Below are 18,282 nucleotides of genomic sequence, written 5' to 3' on the forward strand. Positions count from 1 at the left end.
TATGTATAACTTTCAGAGTGGCGCTTGTAGTTCCTGGAATTCCTGTTCCGCAGAAAGAAGACAAGTTGCCTTAAACGCATCAAGCGGAGGGGTCGGCCCACTGCCGATTATCACCACATTATTTGCCGAGCCGCTTAACGTGGTGTCCACCACCATAGATACAAGCGGCATGGGTCCTACAAACAATCTGCTGCATTTCAGCAGCATTATCAATTTGCCTCTCGGAATTTCCGTAACGCTGAACTTCCAGATCCGCCGTTCCGGCAGGGATGGTTCTATTGGCGTAGGCTCCACGTACACCTTCTCGACGATTGTCGATATTCTTGAGGCGGAGTCCTTCAGCTTCCAGTTCCTGGATGAAGCGGTGGAGCCCGGATTCTACACCTATTCCGTTGAACTGTCGACGAATTCTATTATTGATGTAACGCCGGGTGCGACGGTTGGCAACGCGGTACTCAGCGTCCTTGCGGTAGCGGATTAACTTTCAGCCGGTTTTGCGGTTGACCGCGCTCAGCCGTGCAACAGCGGTCGGAAGGACCGGCCGTCCACGGTGCTGCCGGAAACGTATCGCGGCGGAAAGTAAGGTCAAGTGGAAATACTAAACAGTAAAACAGCCGCCCTTTAAACGAAAGTTTACGGGGTGACTGTTTTTTATTTTCACACGGCTCCGTGCCTGTCCGCTGCCGGAAAACCGCGCCGTTCCGGCAGGAAAAGCATTTGACAGAACGGGGAAATCGTGTAAAATATAGGATAGATCAAAATGGGTAAGTAACGCTGAAAACGCGTTTGGCATTACTTCCTTTTCAAATTGCTGAGAAAGGATGAAGCAATGAAAAATTTTACTTTCTATTCTCCTACCGAAGTAATTTTCGGCAAAGATGCCGAGCTGCAGGCCGCTGATGAAATCAAAAAGCACGGCGGCACGCGCGTCCTTGTTGTTTACGGCGGAAACAGTGTGGTAAAAAGCGGCCTTTTGGAGCGCGTGGAGAAAACGCTGGAAGAAGGGGGCCTGCCGTTCCTTTCCGTCGGAGGGGTCGTTCCGAATCCCCGCCTCTCTTTTGCCAGGGACGGCGTCGGGAAGGCGAAGGAGTTCGGCGCGGACTTTATTTTGGGTATCGGCGGCGGCAGCGTGATCGATACGGCGAAGGCAATCGCCCACGGCGCTGCAAATCCGGACACCGATCTCTGGCTTTTCTGGACAAAACAGTCCGTGGTTACCAAAAGCAGTCCCGTCGGCGCGATCCTGACCATTTCCGCGGCGGGGAGCGAAACCAGCGACTCGGCGGTGCTTACCAATGGGGAGACGGGGGAAAAGCGCGGATTGAATACGCCGTTCAACCGGCCGAAATTCGCTATTATGAATCCGGAGCTGACTTATACGCTTCCGCCTTTCCAGCTTTCCTGCGGAATCGTAGATATCATGATGCATACGATGGACCGTTATTTTACGCTGACGGAGGGAAACGAGCTTACGGATGAGATTGCGGAAGCCCTTCTGCGCGTAGTGATCAAAAACGGGACCGCCGCGAAGGAGAATCCCCGCGACTACGGCGCGATGAGCGAACTGATGTGGTGCGGCAGCCTTTCCCACAACGGATTGACCGGCCTTGGCGCGGTGATTGATTTTGCCCCGCATCAGCTTGGGCATGAGCTGAGCGGGAAATTCGACGTGGCGCACGGCGCCAGCCTTTCCGCGATTTGGGGCTCCTGGGCAAGATACTGCTATCGGACCAAGCCGGAGCGCTTTGTGCGTTTTGCGGAAAAGGTATGGGGAATCCATGGGAACAGCGCTGAAGAATCGGCCAACGCGGCGATTGACAGAACCGTCGCCTTCTTTGCCTCGCTGCAGATGCCCACCTGCTTTACGGAGCTTGGAATCGGCGTGCAGAGCGACGAGGTTCTGGGACAGCTGGCGGACAGCTGTGTGTTCTTTGGCAAGCGCAAGGTCGGAGGGTTCAGGGTTCTGGACCGCGACGACGTTTTCCAGATTTACAAAATGGCAAACCGCTGAATCGGGTTACTTGGCGAGACTACCTAAGGGAGGAATATATATGAACAAAACGGAAAAAAATCAATTGCAGAAACTGGCGTGCAAAGTGAGAATGGGAGCGATCGAGGGCGTATACAACGCGAAATCGGGGCATCCGGGCGGAAGCCTTTCGGCGGCCGACCTTTTCACCTACCTGTATTTTAAGGAGATGAAAATCGACCCCAAAAATCCAAAGGAGGAAAACAGGGACCGCTTTGTGCTTTCCAAGGGACACTGCGCGCCCGGCCTCTATGCGACCCTTGCCCTGAGGGGCTATTTCCCGATGGAGGAAATGAAGAAGCTGCGCCATATCGGCTCCATGCTTCAGGGACATCCGGATATGAAGGGGACCCCCGGTGTCGACATGAGCACCGGATCGCTCGGGCAGGGCGTTTCCGCCGCCTGCGGCATGGCCGCCGCCGGGAAAATGGATCATAAGGACTACCGCGTGTACTCCATTCTGGGAGACGGCGAAATCGAAGAGGGCCAGGTTTGGGAAGCGGCCATGTTTGCGGCCCACCACAAGCTGGACAACCTCTGCCTGATTGTGGACAACAACGGACTGCAGATCGACGGTTCCGTCGCCGAGGTTGGCGGACCGGAGCCGATCGATGAAAAATTCCGTTCCTTCGGCTTTGACGTCCAGGTCATCAACGGACACGATTTTGACGAAATAGAAGCCGCGTTCAACCACGCAAAGACTGTCAAAGACAGGCCGAGCGCGATTATTGCCAAGACGGTCAAGGGAAAAGATGTGTCCTTTATGGAAAATCAGGTTGGCTGGCACGGTACCGCCCCGAACGCGGAACAGTATGAAACGGCAATGCAGGACCTGAACTGGGTACTGTCCGGATTGGAGGCGGAATAAATGGCTGAGATGGTAAAAAAGGCAACAAGAGAAAGCTACGGCGAAGCGTTGGCGGAGCTGTCTGAAGAATATCCGCAGGTGGTCGTGCTTGACGCCGACCTTGCCGCGGCGACCAAGACCGGCGTGTTCAAAAAAGTCTGTCCGGACCGCTTTATCGACTGCGGAATTTCGGAGTGCAACATGGTGGGCGTGGCCGCGGGCCTCGCGGCCTGCGGGAAAATCCCGTTCGCCACTTCCTTTGCCATGTTTTCGGCAGGCCGCGCTTTTGAGCAGGTGCGCAATTCCGTCGGCTATCCGAAGCTGAACGTCAAAATCGTCGGTTCGCACGCGGGCATTTCCGTCGGTGAGGACGGCGCGACCCATCAGTGCAACGAGGATATTGCGCTGATGCGCACGATCCCTGGTATGGTCGTGCTCAATCCGGCCGATCATTATGAAATGAAGGCCGCCATCAAAGCGGCAATCGAGCATCACGGCCCGGTCTATATCCGTCTCGGCAGGCTGGCGGTGGAGAGCTTCAACAACGCCGACGACTATCGGTTTGAGCTGGGCAAGGGCGTCACCCTGCGCGACGGCAGGGATATCACCATCGTGGCCACCGGACTGATGGTTTCCCGTGCGCTGAAAGCGGTAAAGACGCTGGAGGAACAGGGCATTGACGCAAGGCTCATCAATATCCATACGATCAAGCCGCTTGACCGCGATCTGATCATCAAGGCCGCGAAGGAAACCGGCAAAATCATCACCGTCGAGGAACACAACGTCATCGGCGGACTGGGCGACGCGGTGTGCGGCGCTGTCTGCGAAGCGTTCCCCGTTCCGGTGATCAAGGTCGGCGTGAACGACGTCTACGGCCATTCCGGCCCGGCAGTCGACCTGCTGGACGAGTTCGGCCTGAACGCCGACCATATTGTCGAGGTGACCAAGAAAGCGCTTCAGAAATAACACGAAGTCAGATTGTCAATGTGCGAGGGCGGCCGGAATTTCCGGCCGCCCTTTGTTCATATTGTTTGGTCCCCGAAAATATGATAGAATACAATCGGTTTCAAATGGGAAGATATTTTCAAAGGGTGTTGTGAATGAATTATGATGATCTGATTACGCTTACCGCCGACGTGGGCTGCCTTCTGCTGGCAAACGGCGCCGAAATTTATCGCGTGGAGGAATCCATGCAGCGTATTTTCCGCGCCTACGGGGTCAATACGGGTGAAATTTTTGCCATCCCCACCTGTATCAATGTGACCATCACCACGCCGGCGGGCAAGCCGGTTACCCTGATCCGGCGTATCCCCGTGCGGGGAACCAATCTTGACAAGGTGGAAAGGGGAAACGACCTTTGCCGTCGGATCTGCCGCGACCGCCCGGATTTTAAAGCGGTGCGCCGCGAGCTGGATCAGATCGAGCACCGCCCGGTTTACGGGCTGCTGTTTCAGGTTCTCGCGTTTGCGATGGTTGCGTTTTTCTTTACGCTGTTTTACGGCGGGGATTTTACCGACGCGTACTGGGCTATGCTCTGCGGCGCGGTCATTAAAATCGTGTGCCATCATATGAACCGTTTTCATGCCAATCCCTTTTTCGTCAATATCGTCGCCAGCTTTGCGGCTGCGGCGCTCGCAATGCTTGCGGCGCAGTTCAATTTCGCGCTGGATACGGATAAGGTCATCATCGGCGCGCTGATGAACCTTGTCCCCGGAATCGCCATTACCAGCTTTATGCGCGACCTGATCGCCGGGGACCTGATGGCGGGGCTGATCCGCTTTACGGAAAGCATGCTGGTCGCCACCGCGATCGCCATCGGGGCGGGCATTGCGCTCACGATGACGCGCATGATATGGGGGGTATAGCATCATGAGTTTTTTACCGTGCCTTTGGGCGTTCTGCGCCTGCATTCCCTTCGGGGCCGTGATGAACCTGCGCGGGAAAACCCTGATTTTCGCGTCGGTCGGCGGCGGAATCGGCTGGGTTTTCTATCTGCTGAGCAGCCCCGTCCACAGCGATATTATGCAGTATTTTATCGCGACGATCGCGATTTCCATCTACGCGGAGATGATGGCGAGGATTCTCAAAATGCCGGTGACGGGTTTTCTGCTCGTCGCGCTTCTTCCCATGGTTCCGGGGGGCGGCATTTATTATACTATGGAATACTGCGTTATCGGGAACAACGCCATGTTTATTGAAACCGGGCTGCACACGATGGGTATTGCCGGCGCGCTGGCAATGGGAATCCTGCTGGTTTCCTCCATTGTCAGGCTGTGGACGACGGTGGTAACGCAAAATAAAAGGGCTTAAAATACGGCGCGGCGGGATGTTGGTCCATTCATCCCGCCGCGTCCGGTTTTCTTATTTTAATGGGAGCGTCAGCAGATCATAATCATACTGCGTTTCCGTATCAAATCCGCTTGTTATGTACAGCCGGCAGGCGGCGCGGTTGGTGCTGGCAACCTCCAGCGTAATTTTTCCGTCCCGCCGCATCAGCCGTTCCAGCAGCAGGCTCAGCGTTTCGCGCCCGTAGCCTTTGCCCTGGTATTTCGGTACGATGCCGAGTCCGAAAATGGAACTGTTTCCGTTTTCCGTGCTGACGTTGCACAACCCGATCGGTTCGTTTCCCAAAAAAGCGGAATAAACGTTCATAGTGGGGTGTTCCAGCGCTTTTTTCAAAATGGACGCGGATTCCTCCGGGCTGTCCCCGAAAAGCTCGGAATCCAGCGCGGCCAGCCGGGGGATGTCCGCTTCGCAGGGAGTCTCCAGCCGGAGAGTACCGGCCGGTCTGCGGAATCTGGCGCGGTCAAACGCCAGTAAATATTCCGAATGGGAAGGGACGGCCGCAAGCGTTTCCAATACGCGCTTTGCGTCCGCGCCGCGGGGCTCGTGTACGAAAAGCACCCGGTGAATTCCCTGTTTGGCAAGCGTTTGTGCGGCCTTTTGAAACAGCAGAGTGAAAGCGCCCCTTTGCCGGAATTCGGGCAGCGTGTACGCCGAAATCTCCGCTTCTCCTTCCAATATCATAAAGAGGGACAGGAAAGCAATGAGCCGGTCTCCCTCGTACGACAGATAAAAGCAGTCGGCGCGCGGGTCAAGGTTGAGTTCACCGGACAGGAATACGGGGCGTTTCAGCCCCTCGTGCTCCTGACAGATTGTTTCCAGCTCCCGTATCTTTTGGATTTGCTCTTCGGTCAGTACATTGGTCTGTATGCAGTTTATTTCCATCACATCTTTCTCTTGTTTATTCGAACCGTTCCCGTATCGCGTCGGTGATGATTTCCAGCGCCTGGATGCGCCCGTATTTTTTATCCTGGGATTCAATGATGTGCCACGGGGCGAACTCCGTCGAGGTGTACTGCAGCATGTCGTTGACGGCGGTTTCGTATTCCTCCCATTTGGAGCGGTTGCGCCAGTCCTCGTCCGTGATTTTCCACTGCTTGGACGGCGTGTTCTGCCGGTCCTGAAAGCGTTTCAGCTGTTCGTCCCTGTCGATCTGCAGCCAGAACTTGACGATCACCGCGCCCCAGTCGTGAAGCTGGTCCTCAAACTCGTTGATTTCACGATACGCTCTTTGCCAGTCCTCTGCCGTACAGAAGCCTTCGATTCGTTCCACCATGACGCGTCCGTACCAGGAACGGTCAAATACCGCGATGTGTCCGTCCTTGGGCAGGTTTTTCCAGAAACGCCACAGGTAGTGGCGGGCGGACTCCTCCCGGCTCGGCGCCGCAATGGGGACCACCTCGTAGCCCCTCGGGTCGAGCGCCTGCGCAAGGCGGCGGATGTTTCCGCCCTTTCCGGCGGCGTCCCATCCCTCGTAGACGATGACGACGGGTACTTTTTTTCGGTACAGCTTTCCGTGCAGCGCGCTCAGCCCGTCCTGAAGCTCGCGCAGACGGGGCTTGTACCTTTTTTCATCCAGCGTTTTGTCAAGGGGGATTTCCGCGAGCTTCGGCATCGGCAGCAGCGGGAAATTCCCCGGCTCGATGGCCGGATTTTCGGTGGGAGCGGTCAGCGCGGCTTTTGATTGGGGTTTCAGGGCGGCGTTGATGCAGTCGACCACGACGGTGCGGAAAATTTCCAGCTCCGCGGCGGTTTTATCCATACAGGAGACGACATGCCACGGCGCGTTTTCCGTGGAGGTGTATTCCAGCATCTCGTCAAACACCTGATAATAATCCTCGTACCGGCGGTTGCGTTTCCAGTCGGTTTCCGTCACACGCCATGCCGTATTTTTGGAGCTTTCCAGCTGTTCAAACCGCTTTTTCTGCTCTTTTTTGCTGATATGGAGAAAAAATTTAATGATCAGATATCCGCTGTCCGTCAGCTGGCGCTCAAAGGTCCTGATATCGTCCATACGGCGCAGATTTTCCGCGTCGCCGACGCTGTCCTCCAGCTTTGCGACCGAAACGTCCCGGTACCAGCTCCGGTCAAGCACGGAAATTTTGCCCTGCTCGGGAATGTTGAGCCAGTGCCGCCACAAAAGCGGCTCCCGTTTTTCCCGTTCCGACGGTTCCGTAACGGAGTGCACCTTAAATCCGCGGGGATCGAAATTTAAAATCAGGCTGGAAATCAGGCTGCCTTTTCCGGCCGCGCCCCAGCCCTCGAAAAGAATGATGACCGGCAGCTTGTTCTGCTTGATCGGCTGCTGCAGGGCGGCCAGCGCCGCTTTCAGTTCCTTTGCCCGCTGTTTGCCGTCTTTTTCGGATATTTCCGTTTTCTTGTCTGCTTTTTCCAGCATAGGGACACCTCCTGCCTTTCTACTGATTATATACTAAAATTCATCAAAAACAAATATAACTTTGACGAAAATACCGATAAACACACGCTCGGAAAGTGCCCGGCTGCTCTTCACTATTGAGTACGTATGTGGTATAATAAAACGGATATTATGGGTTGCCCCGGCAATGGCGCAGTATACGCCGGCGGCACGAAAACCGGCGGAACAGGGGGCGCGGAAAGCATGATCATACTCGGAATAGACCCCGGATACGCCATTGTGGGCTATGGAGTCATCCGCGCGGACCGCGGCAGGTTCCAGCCGCTGGAGCACGGCGCGGTCGTCACGAAGGCGGGAGAGGATTTTAACCGCCGCCTGGAAATCATTTACGATTCGCTGGAAAAGGTAATCGCTCACTGGAAGCCCGAAGCCGTGGCCATCGAAAAGCTGTATTTTCAAAACAATCAGAAAACGGCCATCGGTGTGGCGGAGGCCAGGGGCGTCATCCTTCTTGCGGCGCAGAAGGCAAAGATCGAGATTTTTGAGTATACGCCGCTGCAGGTGAAAATGGCGGTCACCGGCTACGGGCAGGCGATGAAGCCGCAGGTGATGGAAATGACCAGACGGCTGCTCTGCCTGAAAGAGGTGCCGAAGCCGGACGATACCGCGGACGCGCTTGCCATGGCCATCTGTCACGGGCAGGCGGCGGGTTCCGTTTTCCGCCGGCGGATGCTGACCCGTTCGGACTGTTTCAAATAAAGGAAAAACAGGAGCAGGAAAATGTTCTACAGTTTAAAGGGAAAGTTAATACATATGGAGCCGGGGCTCGCGGTGGTGGAGTGCGGCGGAGTCGGCTTCAAGTGCCTGACGACGCTCAGCACCCAGCGCACGCTGCCCGCCCTTGGGGAGCAGACCACGCTGTACACGCATCTGAACGTGCGCGAGGACGCGCTGGACCTTTTCGGCTTTGCGACCCTGGGCGAGCTGAACTGCTTTAAAATGCTCACGGGCGTCAGCGGAGTCGGCCCGAAGGTCGGCCTTGCGATTCTTTCCGAGCTTGCCCCGGAACAGGTCGCCATGGCGGTCGCTACCGGGGACAGCAAGACCCTTACCCGCGCGAGCGGGGTGGGCGCGAAGCTCGCGCAGCGCATCACGCTGGAGCTGAAAGACAAGGTAAAGGGAATGCAGACCGGCGGGGCGGCGTTTGCCCCCGCGGGAATCGTTTCCGCCTCGTCCAACGCGGCCGCGGCGGTCAACGCGCTGACAGTGCTCGGCTATTCGCCCACGGACGCCGCGGCGGTGGTCGGACGCTTTGACAGCGCCCTGCCGGTGGAGGAGCTCATCCGCCAGTCGCTCAAAGCGATGGGCGGCGGAATGAAATAAAAAATAGTGAATAAATAAGGGAATCCCCGAAATGCAGAAGGAGGGAGAACCGGAAGTTGAATTACGAAGACAATACAAACGACTATGATTTTGAAAACCGTATGGTAGCCCCGGAGTACGCGCCGGAGGACGCCGAAGTGGAAAATCCGCTCCGGCCGAAGGTGCTTTCGGAATATATTGGACAGGATAAGGTAAAAGAGAATCTTTCCGTCTTTATTGAAGCGGCAAAGCAGCGCCGCGAGTCGCTGGACCATGTTTTGCTTTACGGCCCGCCGGGGCTCGGCAAGACGACGCTCGCCGGAATCATCGCAAACGAGCTGAATGTCAGCCTGCGCATCACGTCCGGCCCCGCGATCGAAAAGCCGGGCGATCTGGCGGCGCTGCTGACCAACCTGAACCCGGGCGACGTTTTGTTCATCGACGAGGTGCACCGTCTTTCCCGCAGCGTGGAGGAAATCCTGTACCCCGCCATGGAGGATTACGCGCTGGACATCATTACGGGCAAGGGCCAGATGGCGGCTTCCTATCATCTGCCGCTGCCGAAATTCACGCTGGTCGGGGCGACCACCCGCGCCGGGCAGCTTTCAGCGCCTTTGCGCGACCGGTTCGGCGTCGTGCTCCGGCTGGAGATGTATTCCCCGCAGGAGCTTGCCCGGATCGTGACCCGCAGCGCAAAAATACTGGAAATTCCGATCGAGGCGGACGGCGCGCTGGAAATCGCTTCGCGCTCGCGCGGCACGCCGCGAATTGCCAACCGGCTTTTGAAGCGTGTGCGCGATTTTGCGCAGATCATCAGCGACGGCGTAATCACCTTTCATTCGGCGAAGGTCGGCCTTGACCGGCTGGAAATCGACGAAATCGGGCTGGACGCGAACGACCGGCGGATGCTGAGCACGCTGATCCGCTTTTATAACGGCGGGCCGGTCGGGCTGGAAACGCTGGCCGCCGCTATCGGCGAGGAAGCCGTGACCATTGAGGATATCTATGAACCCTATCTGATGCAGATCGGCTTTTTAAGCCGTACCCCCCGCGGGCGCTGCGCCACTCACGCGGCGTACCTGCACCTTGGCCTGACCCCGCCGGGGCAGGAGGACAGTCAGCAGAAACTGTTCTGAAATCAACAATAAAACATATTAGGAGTTGCTTATAATGGGAAGACTTTTTGGTACGGACGGTGTCAGAGGAATCGCGAACAGCGAGCTGACCTGTGAAATGGCTATGAATATCGGCCGCGCCGCGGCGATGGTGCTGACGGACGGCAACCACAGACACCCGAAAATCCTGATCGGAAAGGATACCCGCCTTTCCTCCGATATGCTGGAGAACGCTCTGACTGCGGGCCTTTGCTCCGTCGGGGCCAACGTGGTGCAGCTCGGTGTCATCCCGACCCCGGCGGTCGCATTTCTGGTCGGAAAATACAAGGCGGACGCGGGCGTAATGCTGACCGCCAGCCATAACCCCTGTGAATTCAACGGGATCAAAATTTTCAGCGGCGACGGCTACAAGCTGCCGGACGCGCTGGAGGAGCAGATCGAGGCGATCGTGCTCGACCACGCGCAGAAGCCGGACTGCCCGGTCGGCGGAAATGTGGGGAGCGTTTCCCGCGCGGAAAACGCGGCGCGCGACTACATTGACCATATCAAGAGTACGGTTCCCTTTTCGCTCGACGGTATGCGCATCGGCATCGACTGCGCGAACGGGGCGGCAAGCCGCACGGCGGAAAAGCTGTTTACCGAGCTGGGCGCGGAATGCCACATGCTGGCGGACCGCCCGGACGGGGTCAATGTCAATGAAAACTGCGGCTCCACCCATATGGAGAGCCTGATGTCCTTCGTCAAGGAAAACCGTCTTGACGCCGGCGTTGCCTTTGACGGCGACGCGGACCGATGTCTTGCGGTTGACGACAAGGGACAGCTGGTGGACGGCGATTTTCTGATGGCCATCTGCGCCGCGGATCTGAAAAGCCGCGGAAAGCTCGGCAAAAACACCGCGGTCGGAACCATTATGACCAATATGGGCTTTAACCGTTTCTGTGACGACAACGGCATCAAATTCGCCGCCACCAAGGTCGGCGACCGCTATGTGCTGGAAGAAATGCTGCTGGAAGGCTATAATTTCGGCGGCGAGCAGAGCGGGCATATTATTTTCCTCGACTTTGCCACCACCGGCGACGGCGAGATGACGGCCGCGCAGCTGCTGAGCATCGTCCACCGCAGAGGGGCGAAGCTTTCCAGCCTTGCCACCCTGATGACGCGCTATCCGCAGATCATCGTCAATGTGGAGGTCAGCGCGGAAGGCAAGCTGCGTTTCTACACCGACGACAAGGTAAAGGACGCTATCGAAAAGGCGAAGCAGAAGCTGGGGGACAGCGGGCGCATCATTGTCCGGCCTTCCGGCACAGAACCGCTGCTCCGCGTCATGATCGAGGGAGAAGACCCCGAATATATCAGCGTGCTGGCCAATTCCGTGGCCGATACCGTGCGCGACAGGCTGGCGTAAAAGCCGGATCAACGGGCTTCGCATAAAAAATGAATTTACTCAGACGTTCCCCCGGGCCGCGAAACAGAGCGGCCCGGCAGGGAATGCTGTAAGATAAGAGTAGGGAACAAATTGAGAACTGCAAACTGGAAGGATTACGAACTGCTGGATACGTCTGCGGGGGAAAGGCTGGAGCGTTGGGGCGACATCGTCCTTATCCGGCCCGACCCGCAGATCATCTGGAATACGCCGAAGGAGCATCCCCTGTGGAATTCGGCTCACGCGCGCTATCTGCGTTCCTCCACCGGGGGCGGAAACTGGCAGGAGCTGAAAAAAGTGCCGCCCATGTGGAAAATCAACTATGGGGAACTGACCTTTCAGCTGAAAACCATGGGCTTCAAGCACACAGGTATTTTTCCGGAGCAAGCCGTGAACTGGGACTTTGCAATGGGAAAAATCGCGGAGGCAAACCGGCCGCTGAAGGTGCTGAACCTGTTCGGCTATACCGGCGCGGCGACGCTGGCCTGCCTGAAAGCGGGCGCGCAGGTCTGCCACGTGGACGCGTCGAAGGGCATGGTCGCCTGGGCAAAGGAAAACGCCGCCGCGTCCGGGCTGGAGTCCAGACCGGTCCGCTGGCTGGTGGACGACTGCGTGAAATTTGTACAGCGGGAGCAGCGCCGGGGCAACACCTACGACGGCATTATTATGGACCCTCCGTCTTACGGGCGCGGTCCGGGCGGCGAGGTGTGGAAGCTGGAGGAACAGCTTTATCCGCTGGTGGAAATGTGTGTTCCGATTCTTTCGGAGCATCCGCTGTTCTTTATCCTGAATTCTTATACGACGGGGCTGTCCCCGGCGGTAATGGAATATCTTCTGGGCGTGCTGATTCAGAAAAAATTCGGCGGCCGCGTTTCTTCCGACGAAATCGGACTGCCGGTGACCGGGAGCGGGCTGGTGCTGCCCTGCGGCAGCACCGCGATATGGGAAAGTATATGAACGATAAACAGGTAGGTACAAAAATGGATTATATCAAAGCGGATAACATCTCCTTCAGCTATGACGAGCCGGAAATCGAAGAACAGCACGAGGTCCTGAAGGGCGTGTCGCTCGGTATCCAAAAAGGCGAATTTGTAGCCCTTCTGGGCCATAACGGTTCCGGGAAATCCACCATCGCCAAAACCTTCAACGCCATGCTGCTGCCCAGCGGCGGCAAGGTGTATGTGGACAATATGGATACGATGGACGAGAGCGTGCTCTATGAAATCCGCCGCCGCGTCGGCCTGGTGCTGCAAAACCCGGACAACCAGCTTGTCGCGAGCATTGTTGAGGAGGACGTGGCGTTCGGCCCGGAAAACCTGGGCGTGCCGCCCGCTGACATCCGCAGGAGGGTGGACGACGCGCTGAAGGCGGTGGAAATGTACGACTACCGTCTGAACGCTCCGTACAAGCTTTCCGGCGGGCAGAAGCAGCGCATCGCCATTGCGGGCATCATCGCAATGCAGCCGGACTGCATTGTGCTGGACGAGCCCACCGCGATGCTCGACCCCCGCGGGCGCACCGAGGTCCTCAATACCATTCATAAGCTGAATGAGGAACAGGGGATCACCATCGTCCTGATTACGCATTATATGGACGAGGCCGTACAGGCCGACCGTGTGATCGTCATGGACAGCGGCAACATTCTGACCGAAGGGACTCCGCAGCAGGTTTTTTCCCAGGTAGAGCTGCTCAAGAAGCATCAGCTGGACGTGCCGCAGGCTACCGAACTGATTTATCGTCTGAAAGCGGGCGGGTTTGACCTGCCGGACTGCGCGCTGACCATTGAGGAATGTGTCGCGGCGCTTGAGCCGCTTTTAAATAAAGCATCTTTAGGAGAGACGTATGCCGATCATTGAGACAAAGAATCTGACCTATACCTACGGGGAGGGAACCCCGTTTCGCAAGACGGCGGTGGACGACGCGAACATTTCCATCGAACCCGGCGAATTTATCGGGGTCATCGGGCACACCGGCTCCGGAAAATCTACCTTTATCCAGCAGCTCAACGGCCTGCTGCGTCCCACTTCCGGTACCGTGCTGCTCAACGGGAAGGACATCTGGGCGGAGCCGAAAAAAATCCGCTCCGTGCGCTTTCAGGTCGGCATGGTCTTTCAGTATCCGGAGCATCAGCTTTTTGAGGAAACCGTCTTAAAGGATATTGCGTTCGGTCCGGGCAACATGGGGCTCGGTCAGGATGAAATCCTCAAGCGCGCGCGCTGGGCCGCGGATTTTGTGGGCCTGAGCGAGGAGCTGCTTGAAAAAAGCCCGTTTGAGCTTTCGGGCGGGGAAAAACGGCGCGCCGCCATCGCGGGCGTCATTGCCATGGACCCGGAGGTGCTGATTCTGGACGAGCCTACGGCGGGGCTTGACCCCCGCGGGCGCGACGTGCTTTTAAGCCAGATCGTCAGCTACCACGAGGTTAGGCACAATACGATTTTGCTGGTTTCCCACAGCATGGAAGACATCGCCCGCACCGCGGACCGTGTTCTGGTCATGAATTCCGGCAAGGTCGCCATGTTCGAAGAAACGGAAAAGGTGTTCGCGCGCGACACGGAGCTGGAAACAATGGGTCTGCGCGTGCCGCAGATTACGAAAATCATGGCTGTTTTAAAAGCAAAGGGCTATCCTGTTTCCACCGTCCTGACGATTGAACAGGCGCTGCGGCAGCTGATGCCGCTCTTGGAAAGGGGGAGCAGGAAGCATGGTTAGAGATATTACGCTCGGACAGTATTTTCCCGGAAAGTCCTTTATTCACCGCCTTGACCCGCGCGTGAAAATCGTCATTACCTTCGTCTATATCGTTTTTATTTTTGTAGCCTCCAATTTTGAGGGCCTGCTCACCATGTCGGCGCTGATTCTGGGGGTGCTGCTCCTGTCGGGCGTTCCGCTGAAACAGTATTTTAAAAGCCTGAAGGCTATTTTGTTCGTGGTGATCTTCACTTCCGTGCTCAACCTGTTTTACGGCGGCGGCCGGGTCCTGTGGAGCTGGGGCTTTGTTCAGATTACTTCCGGCGGCGTATCCAATGCCGTTTTTATTACCATCCGCATTATCAGCCTGATTCTTTTCAGCTCCGTTCTGACCTTTACCACGTCCCCCACGGAGCTGACCGACGCGCTGGAACGGATTATGAAGCCCTTGAAGCTGTTCCACGTCAAGGTGCATGAGATCGCCATGATGATGACGATCGCGCTCCGGTTTGTGCCAACGCTTCTGGAAGAGACCGATAAAATCATGAGCGCGCAGAAGGCGCGCGGAGCCGACATGGAAAGCGGCGGCCTGATGCAGAGAATCCGGGGGCTGATTCCCGTACTGATTCCGCTGTTTGTCTCCTCCTTCCGGCGGGCTTACGACCTTGCTATGGCGATGGAGTGCCGCTGCTACCACGGAGGGGAAGGCCGCACGAAAATGAAGGTTCTGCATGTGTCCGGCCTGGACGCGGTCGCGGCCGCGCTGACGCTCGTTGTCTGCGCCGCGGTGATTTTCTGCGGGATCTATTTCCCGGCGTCCCTGCACTGAGAAAGAAAACGAACTGCTTATAGAAAGGAGCGGCACAATGAGAAATCTTCTGCTGACCATTTGTTACGACGGCTCTCAGTACCACGGCTGGCAGATTCAGCAGAACGCCGTTTCCGTACAGCAGGTTTTTCAGGAAGCACTTTTCCGGGTGATTGGGGAAAGGCCGGACATCAAGGGCTGCAGCCGCACGGATTCATTTGTACACGCCCGCCGGTACTGCATCAGCCTGAAAACGGAGCATGCCATTCCCTGCGAGCGTCTGGTCGGCGCGCTGAACCATTTTCTGCCGGAGGACATCGCGGTGCTGGGCTGCCGGGAGGTATCCCCCGATTTTCACGCGCGCTATTCCTGCAAGGGCAAGGAATATATCTATCAGATCTGGAACCATCCGGTCAGGGACCCCTTTCTGAACCGCCGCGCGCTGCACTACTGGTACAGCCTGGACGAAACGCGCCTGAACGAAGCCGCCGGCCTTTTTGTGGGCGCGCATGACTTCACCTCGTTCTGCACAATGGATGCGCGCGAACGAGGCAATATGACGCGTACCGTCACCAAAGCGGAGGTGAAAAGAGAGGGCGACCTCGTCACCTTTACCGTGGCGGCGGACGGTTTTTTATATAATATGGTGCGGATTATGGTCGGCACGCTTCTGCGTGTGGCGCAGAGCAAGCTGGAGCCGCGGGATGTGGAACGGATTCTTGAAGCGAAGGACCGCAACGCGGCCGGGCCCACCGCGCCGCCTTACGGACTGTTTTTAAACCGTGTTTTTTATGAGGATGTGAAATAACATGAGCGACAGGGGGCAGCGGTTCGACACAACCGAAATAGACACAGCCAAATACCAGCAAAAGATGGAAAAGCGCAGGAAAAAGCGCCGTGAACGGCGGGAAAGCCGCGTCCCGCGCTGGGTGTATAAAATTATTCTGATCCTGATTCTTTGCGTGTTTTCCATGCTGATCTGGTTCAACCGCTATAATCTGACCCCGTCAAACGTACTGGAATGGGTGCAGAACAGCGTGGTCGGCATGGGAATCGGCGACGGCTTCCCGTCCAAGATTGCGGGGAGTTCCATTTCAAAGGGCAACTTCCAATCGATGAATAAAGAGGCGGTCGTCGTCAGCGATACCGCGCTGACGGTGCTGAATTCCACGGCAAAGGCCGTCGTCAGCCGCCAGCACAGCTTTTCCCGGCCTGTTATGAAGATCAGCGGCAGCCGGATCCTGATCTATAATCTCGGGGGAAAGGGCTATCGGGTGGAAAGCCAGAGCAAAACGCTCGTGAAAGAGGACGGACAGCAGAACATCCTCGCCGGGGCGCTGGCGGTAAACGGCCGTTACGCGCTGATTACGCAGGCGGACGGCTACCTGGGATGCCTCACGGCTTACGCCGCGGACGGCAAGGTTCTGTTCCACTACTGGTTTTCCGATTACTACCCCACCGCTGTCGCGCTGAGCGCGGACGGCACAAAGGCGGCGGTCGCCGCGGTGAGCGCGAAGGACGGGGCGATGACCTCCGCCGTATACCTGCTCGATTTCGGCAACAGCAAGCCGGTGGAGCCGTTCGCGGTCTATCCGGAAAATATGCTGCTGGATATTTCCTACAGCGGCAGCGGCACGGTGACGGCGGTCGGGGATCGTCTGACAGCGGTGATCGGCGCCGGCGGAAAAACAAAAACAAATTTTGATTATCAGGGACTGCATCTGTCAGCATATAGTATGGATAGTGGAAAGACCGCTTTGGGACTGACGCCTTACGGGAGCGCCGGAAACGGCAAGCTGGTTGTGCTGGACGACACCGGCAGCGCCTCGGCCTCCGTTCCGTTTGCGCAGCCGGTCGAATCCCTTTCGCTTTACGCGGACGCAATGGCCGTCCTTTCACAGGGCCAGGTACACTTTTATTCCGCCACGGCGGGTACTCTGACCGGAACCTGCGACGCGGGGAGCGACGCCAGGGCAATTGCCCTTCATGACGAGACCTCCGCCTATATTCTGGGTGTTTCGGAGATTCGTCTGGCTAACAGCAAATGAGTCCCCTTGTAGTTGACGGCATTTTGTGTTATATTAAATTTCATATGAAAAACCATATGGGTCATGGAGGCAGAAATTGGGCACAATATTGGATGTGACTTTTTGCGTAATAGCCTTGTGTTTTGTGATTTCAGGCTTTAAAATAGGGTTTGTCCGGTCGCTGGTGGGATTGGTTGGTTCCATTTTCGCCATTGCCGCTGCGATTGTGCTGTCCAATTACCTGACGGGCGCAATCTGCCTTTATCTTGCCAAGCTGAGCCCGGTGACGGTGTTTGGCCGCGCGGCCGTCAAGATCATATCGATCCTGGTACTTTTTGTGATCCTTCAGCTTTTGGTTCAAATGGTTTCCCGCGCGCTGGACGCCGTTTTCAGCCTGCCGCTCCTGCACGGGGTCAATTCCCTGCTCGGCGGCGTGTTCGGACTGGTCAAGGGCGCGGTGGCCGTGGTGGTCCTTTGTGCCGTTCTGCAGCTTTCCCTTCCGTTCCTTACGGCAAAATTCCCGCAGATTAACGAGAAGGAAATCACACAGTCCAATATTTACAAGTATGTATATATTCATAATCCGGTATATTTACTGTACCAGGCGGAAATTTAGAACGAGGTAACTATGAATGAAAAATAGGAACAAGAATATTAATATACCAAACGGGCTGTCGGTTTTGCGCATCATTTTGATCGCTCCGTTCGTTTATTATTTTATGCGGAACGAACTGCTGCAGGCTGCGGTTGTGCTGATTGTTTCCGGCCTTACCGACATGTTCGACGGAATCATCGCGCGCAAATTCAACCAGTTCACGGAGCTGGGGCAGATGCTGGACCCCCTTGCCGACAAGATGACGCAGGGCGCGGTCGCGATTTGCCTTGCCGTTGAAGAGCCGGTTCTGATTCCGCTTCTGGGAATCTTCGTTCTGAAGGAAGCCGTCATGGTGATTGCCGCCTGTTTCTTAATTAAGAAGAACAAAAGGCCCGGCGGTTCCAAATGGTACGGTAAGGTTGCGACCACCCTGTTTTATGTCTCCTTTGCCGTGATTGTGGCGATGAAGGGAATCTGGAAAATTCAGGACCTGACCGTGACAATTATCCTTCTTTCCATTACCGCCGCGTTTATGATCTACGCTTTTGTCCAATATTTTAAAATGTATCTTTCCATCCTGAATTCCAACGATCCGAAGGATACCATGAACCTGGATGAGCTGATGGATAAGAAATCAACCAGAAAATAACTTGGAAAACAACTTGATG

The 18,282-nt window shown here is 56.4% G+C and carries 20 protein-coding genes; 18 read left to right on the plus strand and 2 right to left on the minus strand.

Going from position 1 to position 18,282, the window contains the following annotated elements:
- The first annotated feature begins 1 nt into the window (after nucleotide 1).
- From LY85_RS14150 to LY85_RS14175, 6 genes are all read left to right on the plus strand, one after another.
- Entirely contained in the window at nucleotides 2-481 is a 480-nt protein-coding gene (locus LY85_RS14150) for a DUF4489 domain-containing protein (RefSeq protein WP_141827169.1), read from the plus strand.
- A gap of 348 nt (nucleotides 482-829) precedes the next feature.
- On the plus strand, nucleotides 830-2,011 hold the full coding sequence (locus LY85_RS14155) for an iron-containing alcohol dehydrogenase (RefSeq protein WP_141827170.1): 1,182 nt from the start codon (nucleotides 830-832) through the stop codon (nucleotides 2,009-2,011).
- Nucleotides 2,012-2,051: 40 nt separating this feature from the next.
- On the plus strand, nucleotides 2,052-2,897 hold the full coding sequence (locus tag LY85_RS14160; protein WP_141827171.1) for a transketolase: 846 nt from the start codon (nucleotides 2,052-2,054) through the stop codon (nucleotides 2,895-2,897).
- The gene (locus LY85_RS14165) at nucleotides 2,898-3,842 is read left to right on the plus strand and encodes a transketolase family protein (RefSeq protein WP_141827172.1); all 945 of its coding nucleotides are present in this window, start codon (nucleotides 2,898-2,900) and stop codon (nucleotides 3,840-3,842) included.
- 134 nt (nucleotides 3,843-3,976) lie between these two features.
- A complete protein-coding gene (locus LY85_RS14170) occupies nucleotides 3,977-4,741 on the plus strand; it encodes a threonine/serine exporter family protein (protein ID WP_141827173.1) in 765 nt (254 codons plus the stop codon).
- A gap of 4 nt (nucleotides 4,742-4,745) precedes the next feature.
- Complete coding sequence (locus LY85_RS14175; RefSeq protein ID WP_141827174.1) at nucleotides 4,746-5,186, plus strand: threonine/serine exporter family protein; 441 nt, start codon at nucleotides 4,746-4,748, stop codon at nucleotides 5,184-5,186.
- A gap of 51 nt (nucleotides 5,187-5,237) precedes the next feature.
- On the opposite strand, the gene LY85_RS14180 is transcribed toward LY85_RS14175, so the two are convergent.
- Both LY85_RS14180 and pap read right to left on the minus strand, forming a co-directional pair.
- The gene (locus LY85_RS14180) at nucleotides 5,238-6,104 is read right to left on the minus strand and encodes a GNAT family N-acetyltransferase (protein WP_141827175.1); all 867 of its coding nucleotides are present in this window, start codon (nucleotides 6,102-6,104) and stop codon (nucleotides 5,238-5,240) included.
- 16 nt (nucleotides 6,105-6,120) lie between these two features.
- On the minus strand, nucleotides 6,121-7,617 hold the full coding sequence (pap, locus tag LY85_RS14185; RefSeq protein WP_141827176.1) for a polyphosphate:AMP phosphotransferase: 1,497 nt from the start codon (nucleotides 7,615-7,617) through the stop codon (nucleotides 6,121-6,123).
- A 222-nt stretch (nucleotides 7,618-7,839) separates the two neighbouring features.
- Between pap and ruvC the strand changes: the two genes are divergently transcribed.
- From ruvC to LY85_RS14245, 12 genes are all read left to right on the plus strand, one after another.
- Nucleotides 7,840-8,355, plus strand: coding sequence for a crossover junction endodeoxyribonuclease RuvC (gene ruvC, locus LY85_RS14190; RefSeq protein WP_038322884.1), 516 nt, complete (start codon nucleotides 7,840-7,842; stop codon nucleotides 8,353-8,355).
- Nucleotides 8,356-8,376: 21 nt separating this feature from the next.
- Nucleotides 8,377-8,979, plus strand: coding sequence for a Holliday junction branch migration protein RuvA (gene ruvA, locus LY85_RS14195; RefSeq protein ID WP_038322567.1), 603 nt, complete (start codon nucleotides 8,377-8,379; stop codon nucleotides 8,977-8,979).
- Nucleotides 8,980-9,080: 101 nt separating this feature from the next.
- Nucleotides 9,081-10,094, plus strand: coding sequence for a Holliday junction branch migration DNA helicase RuvB (gene ruvB / locus LY85_RS14200; RefSeq protein WP_141828124.1), 1,014 nt, complete (start codon nucleotides 9,081-9,083; stop codon nucleotides 10,092-10,094).
- 34 nt (nucleotides 10,095-10,128) lie between these two features.
- The gene (gene glmM / locus LY85_RS14205; protein ID WP_038322571.1) at nucleotides 10,129-11,478 is read left to right on the plus strand and encodes a phosphoglucosamine mutase; all 1,350 of its coding nucleotides are present in this window, start codon (nucleotides 10,129-10,131) and stop codon (nucleotides 11,476-11,478) included.
- A gap of 111 nt (nucleotides 11,479-11,589) precedes the next feature.
- On the plus strand, nucleotides 11,590-12,453 hold the full coding sequence (locus tag LY85_RS14210) for a class I SAM-dependent methyltransferase (protein ID WP_141827177.1): 864 nt from the start codon (nucleotides 11,590-11,592) through the stop codon (nucleotides 12,451-12,453).
- A 23-nt stretch (nucleotides 12,454-12,476) separates the two neighbouring features.
- Nucleotides 12,477-13,352 (plus strand): energy-coupling factor transporter ATPase, encoded by an 876-nt coding sequence (locus LY85_RS14215; protein ID WP_141828126.1) that lies wholly within the window; start codon nucleotides 12,477-12,479, stop codon nucleotides 13,350-13,352.
- Nucleotides 13,339-14,205, plus strand: a complete 867-nt coding sequence (locus LY85_RS14220; protein ID WP_141827178.1) for an energy-coupling factor transporter ATPase — start codon at nucleotides 13,339-13,341, stop codon at nucleotides 14,203-14,205. Before LY85_RS14215 ends, LY85_RS14220 begins: the two co-directional genes overlap by 14 nt.
- Nucleotides 14,198-15,013, plus strand: coding sequence for an energy-coupling factor transporter transmembrane component T (locus LY85_RS14225; protein ID WP_141827179.1), 816 nt, complete (start codon nucleotides 14,198-14,200; stop codon nucleotides 15,011-15,013). Before LY85_RS14220 ends, LY85_RS14225 begins: the two co-directional genes overlap by 8 nt.
- Nucleotides 15,014-15,050: 37 nt before the next feature.
- Nucleotides 15,051-15,800, plus strand: a complete 750-nt coding sequence (gene truA / locus LY85_RS14230; RefSeq protein ID WP_141827180.1) for a tRNA pseudouridine(38-40) synthase TruA — start codon at nucleotides 15,051-15,053, stop codon at nucleotides 15,798-15,800.
- 1 nt (nucleotide 15,801) lies between these two features.
- Nucleotides 15,802-17,040 carry a DUF5711 family protein gene (locus LY85_RS14235; RefSeq protein ID WP_141827181.1) on the plus strand — a complete coding sequence of 413 codons (1,239 nt, stop codon included), beginning with the start codon at nucleotides 15,802-15,804 and terminating at the stop codon, nucleotides 17,038-17,040.
- A gap of 76 nt (nucleotides 17,041-17,116) precedes the next feature.
- Nucleotides 17,117-17,635 carry a CvpA family protein gene (locus LY85_RS14240; RefSeq protein ID WP_185741223.1) on the plus strand — a complete coding sequence of 173 codons (519 nt, stop codon included), beginning with the start codon at nucleotides 17,117-17,119 and terminating at the stop codon, nucleotides 17,633-17,635.
- 16 nt (nucleotides 17,636-17,651) lie between these two features.
- Nucleotides 17,652-18,263, plus strand: coding sequence for a CDP-alcohol phosphatidyltransferase family protein (locus tag LY85_RS14245; RefSeq protein WP_038322581.1), 612 nt, complete (start codon nucleotides 17,652-17,654; stop codon nucleotides 18,261-18,263).
- The last annotated feature ends 19 nt before the right edge of the window (nucleotides 18,264-18,282 follow it).

Source organism: Clostridium sp. KNHs216 (genome assembly GCF_006714885.1).
Lineage (GTDB): Bacteria > Bacillota > Clostridia > Oscillospirales > Acutalibacteraceae > Caproiciproducens.